General features: G+C 71.6%; 1 protein-coding gene. It reads left to right on the top strand.

The window, feature by feature from the left end; translation table 11 throughout:
* Positions 1-35 precede the first annotated feature (35 nt).
* A partial coding sequence (locus Dsi01nite_RS56640) for a condensation domain-containing protein (protein WP_203854843.1) occupies positions 36-3395 on the top strand: 3360 nt, incomplete at its 3' end.

Raw genomic sequence — 3395 nt, 5'->3', positions numbered from 1 at the left:
CGTTGCTGGCGCGCACGGGTGTGGGTTCGGCAAGTGTGGTCCCGTCGCTGCTCGGCCAGCTGGACCCGGCCGCGGTGCCCGGTGTCGACACGTGGGTGGTGGGTGCGGAACGGTTGAGTTCACAGCTGGCCGGGGTGTGGTCGGGTCGTGCGCGGCTGGTGAACACCTACGGTCCGACCGAGGCGACGGTCATGGCGACCATCGGTGACTGCCCGCCCGGTCAGACGACCGCGCCGTCGATCGGGACACCACTGGGCAACGTGCGCGTGCGAGTGCTCGACCGGTCGTTGACCCCCGTTCCGGTGGGCGTACCGGGCGAGATCTACATCGGTGGCTCGGGTGTGGCCCGTGGGTATGCGGGTCGACCGGAGCTGACCGCGGAGCGGTTCGTCGCGGCCGAGGCCGGCGGCCGGTTGTACCGCTCGGGTGACGTGGCCCGCTGGCGCGCCGACGGCACCCTCGAGTTCGTCGGCCGAGCCGACGAGCAGGTGAAGGTGCGCGGCTTCCGGATCGAGCCGGCCGAGGTCGAGCACGTGCTGCGTGCGCACCCCGCGGTGACGGACGCGGTGGTGCTCGCCGACGGGGAGCGGCTGGTCGCCTACGTGGTCGGCGAGGCCGACGGGCTGCGGGACTGGGCGGCCGGTCGGCTGCCGCAGTACATGGTGCCGGCCGTGTTCGTGGAGCTGGCCGGGCTGCCGCTGAACCGCAACGGCAAGGTCGACCGGGCGGCGCTGCCGGCCGTCGACGGCGCGCGGCCGGAGCTCGGCGGGTACGCGCCGCCGCGCGGGACCACGCAGGAGGTCCTCGCCGACGTGTGGGCCGAGCTGCTCGGCGTCGACCGGGTCGGGGCGCACGACAACTTCTTCGCGCTCGGCGGTCACTCGCTGCTCGCCACCCGGGTCGTGTCGCGGGTCCGGAGCGTGTTCGGGGTCGAGGTGCCGGTGGCGGCACTCTTCGACGCCCCGACGATCGCCGGGCTGGCGTCGGCGATCGACGCGGCCGCGCCCGGCGATGCGGCGCCCCCGATCGAGCCCGTCGAGCGCGGCGAGCCGCTGCCGCTGTCGTTCGCGCAGCGGCGGCTGTGGTTCCTGCACCGGCTCGAGCCGGACTCGGCCGAATACAACGTCTCGATGACCATCCGGTGGCCCGGCGACCTCGACGTCGACGCCCTCGCCGTGGCCCTCGCCGCGCTGGTCGACCGGCACGAGATGCTGCGGACCCGGCTCGTCGACGACAACGACGGCGTGCCGTGGCAGGTGATCGACCCGGCGCCCGAGCGGTTCGCGCTGCCGGTCGTCGACCTGCCCGCCGACGGGGTCGAAGCCTGGCTGGCCGCCGACCGGCAGGCGCCGTTCGACCTCGCCGCCGGGCCGCTGATCCGGGCGACCGTGCTGCGGCTCGCCGCCGGCGAACACGTGCTCGCCCTCGCCATGCACCACATCGTGAGCGACGAGTGGTCGGCGGTCGTACTGCGCCGCGAGCTGGCCGCACTGTACGCGGGAGAGGTCCTCGCCGAGCTGCCGGTGCAGTACGCCGACTTCGCCGCCTGGCAGCGCCAGTGGCTGACGGGCGACGTCCTCGCGGCGCAGACCGGGTACTGGCGGGGACGCCTGGCCAGCACGCCGACCCTCGACCTGCCGACCGACCGCCCCCGCCCGGCGGTGCGCTCGGCCGAGGGCGTGGCCTTCGAGTTCGCGGTGCCGCCCGCGGTGGCCAACGGCCTGCGGGCGGCGGCGCGCGACGCCGGCGCGACGATGTTCATGACGGTCCTGTCGGCGTTCGGTCTGCTGCTGTCGCGGTACTCGGGCCGGGACGACATCGTGGTCGGCACGCCGATCGCCAACCGGAACCGGGCCGAGATCGAGGGTCTGATCGGCTACTTCGTCAACACCCTCGTCCTGCGCACGGACCTCTCCGGCGACCCGACGTTCGCGCAGCTGCTGGCCCGCGTCCGGTCGGATACCCTGGCCGCGTACGCCCACCAGGACGTGCCGTTCGAGCACCTGGTCGACGAGTTGTCCGCCGACCGCGACCGCTCCCGGACCCCGCTGTTCCAGGTGCTGTTCTCCTACGTCGCCGGCGACGGCGCCGCCCTGGATCCCGGCGTGATCGAGGTCCCCGCCCTCTACGACCTCACCCTGACCGTGCGCGAGTCCGGCGCCGGCCTGGTGGGCTCGCTGGAGTTCAGCACGGCACTGTTCTCGTTGCCGCGGATGCGCCGCCTGGCGGGCCACCTCGGGACGGTGCTGGCCGCGGTGGCGCAGGATTCGGGCCTGCGGCTGTCGCAGGTGGACCTGTTGACGGCCCGGGAGCGGGCCGAGCTGTCGTCGTGGAACGACACGCCGGTGGTATTGCCCGATGTGGACGGTGTGGATGCGTTGATCGATCCGTCGGGTACCGGGGTGGCGGTGCGCGCGGGTGACGGCGAGTTGTCGTATGCCGAGTTGTGGTCGCGGTCTGGTGCGTTGGCGGGTTGGTTGCGGTCGGTGGGTGTGGGTGCCGAGTCGGTGGTCGGGGTGCGTCTGCCGCGTGGTGTGGATCTTGTGGTGGCGGTGTTGGCGGTGTGGCGGGCGGGTGCGGCGTATCTGGCGTTGGATCCGCAGTATCCGGTGGATCGGCTGGAGTTCATGGTCGCGGATGCGGGTGTGGAGGTGGTGATCACTGAGGAGCATCTGTCTCTCGAGGCGCCGTTGGTGGGTTCGGTGCGGCGTGGTGCGGCGTGTGTGATTTACACGTCGGGTTCGACTGGTGTGCCGAAGGGTGTGGTGGTGCCGCATGCGGCGTTGTTGGGGGTTTTCGCCGGTTGGTCGGGTGCGTATTTGGGTGGTGCTGGCCTTCGTTGGTTGAGTCTGGCGAGTGCGAGCTTCGATGTGTTCACCGGTGATGTGGTTCGTGCTCTGGCGTCGGGTGGGACGTTGGTGCTGGGTGAGCCGGGTGTGCAGTTGTCGGCGCCGCAGTGGTGGCGGGTGTTGTCGGATGAGCGTGTCGAGGCGTTGGAGTGTGCCCCGCGCTATCTGGATGATCTCGTCGACTACCTGGAGCGGACCGGGGTGTCTCTTCCGGCGTTGCGGCTGGTCGTGGTGACGACGGATGTGTGGCGGTTGGAGTCGGTGGCGCGAGCGCGGGCGGTGTTGGGTTCTGGGGTCCAGCTGGTGACGGCGTACGGGGTGACGGAGGCGACGGTCGATTCGACGTTTACGCTGGTGGATGGTGGTGTTGGTCCGGCGCCGGTGGGTGGTGCGTTGCCGGGTGTGCGGTTGCATGTGGTGGATGCGGCGTTGGGTGTGGTGCCGGTTGGTGTTGATGGTGAGCTGGGGATTGCCGGGGTCGGGTTGTCGCGGGGGTATCTGGGGCGGCCGGCGTTGACGGCGGAGCGGTTTGTCGCGGATCCCTTT

Source organism: Dactylosporangium siamense, from assembly GCF_016862795.1.
Taxonomy (GTDB): Bacteria; Actinomycetota; Actinomycetes; order Mycobacteriales; family Micromonosporaceae; genus Dactylosporangium; species Dactylosporangium siamense.
Note: the sequence above shows the minus strand (reverse complement) of the source record. Positions and strands in the feature narration are given on the sequence as shown.